The following is a 217-nucleotide window of genomic DNA, read 5'->3' as shown; positions in this document are numbered from 1 at the left end:
GTCTACCCGAGCCGGAAATACCTTTCCGCCAAAGTCCGCACCTTCATCGATTTTCTGGTGTTGCGCTCGCCGCAGATATTCTGACGCGGGCAGAACGCCCGACCGGACAATTCCTTCGATAGGAATCTCTGCCCTGCCGATCCGCAGCCGTATATTGAGGGCGTAGCGTTGGTTTCCCATTAAACAACGCTACTGGGGAGCAAATAGAGAAAGACGC

Annotated in this window: 1 pseudogene; it reads left to right on the top strand. The window is 54.8% G+C overall.

What is annotated here, in order from left to right:
- Positions 1-84, top strand: a pseudogene (locus AF337_RS46460) (LysR family transcriptional regulator); the annotation flags it as partial.
- Positions 85-217 lie beyond the last annotated feature (133 nt).

Origin of the sequence: Rhizobium ecuadorense, assembly GCF_001187535.1 — a bacterium.
GTDB lineage: Bacteria > Pseudomonadota > Alphaproteobacteria > Rhizobiales > Rhizobiaceae > Rhizobium > Rhizobium ecuadorense.
Note: the sequence above shows the minus strand (reverse complement) of the source record. Positions and strands in the feature narration are given on the sequence as shown.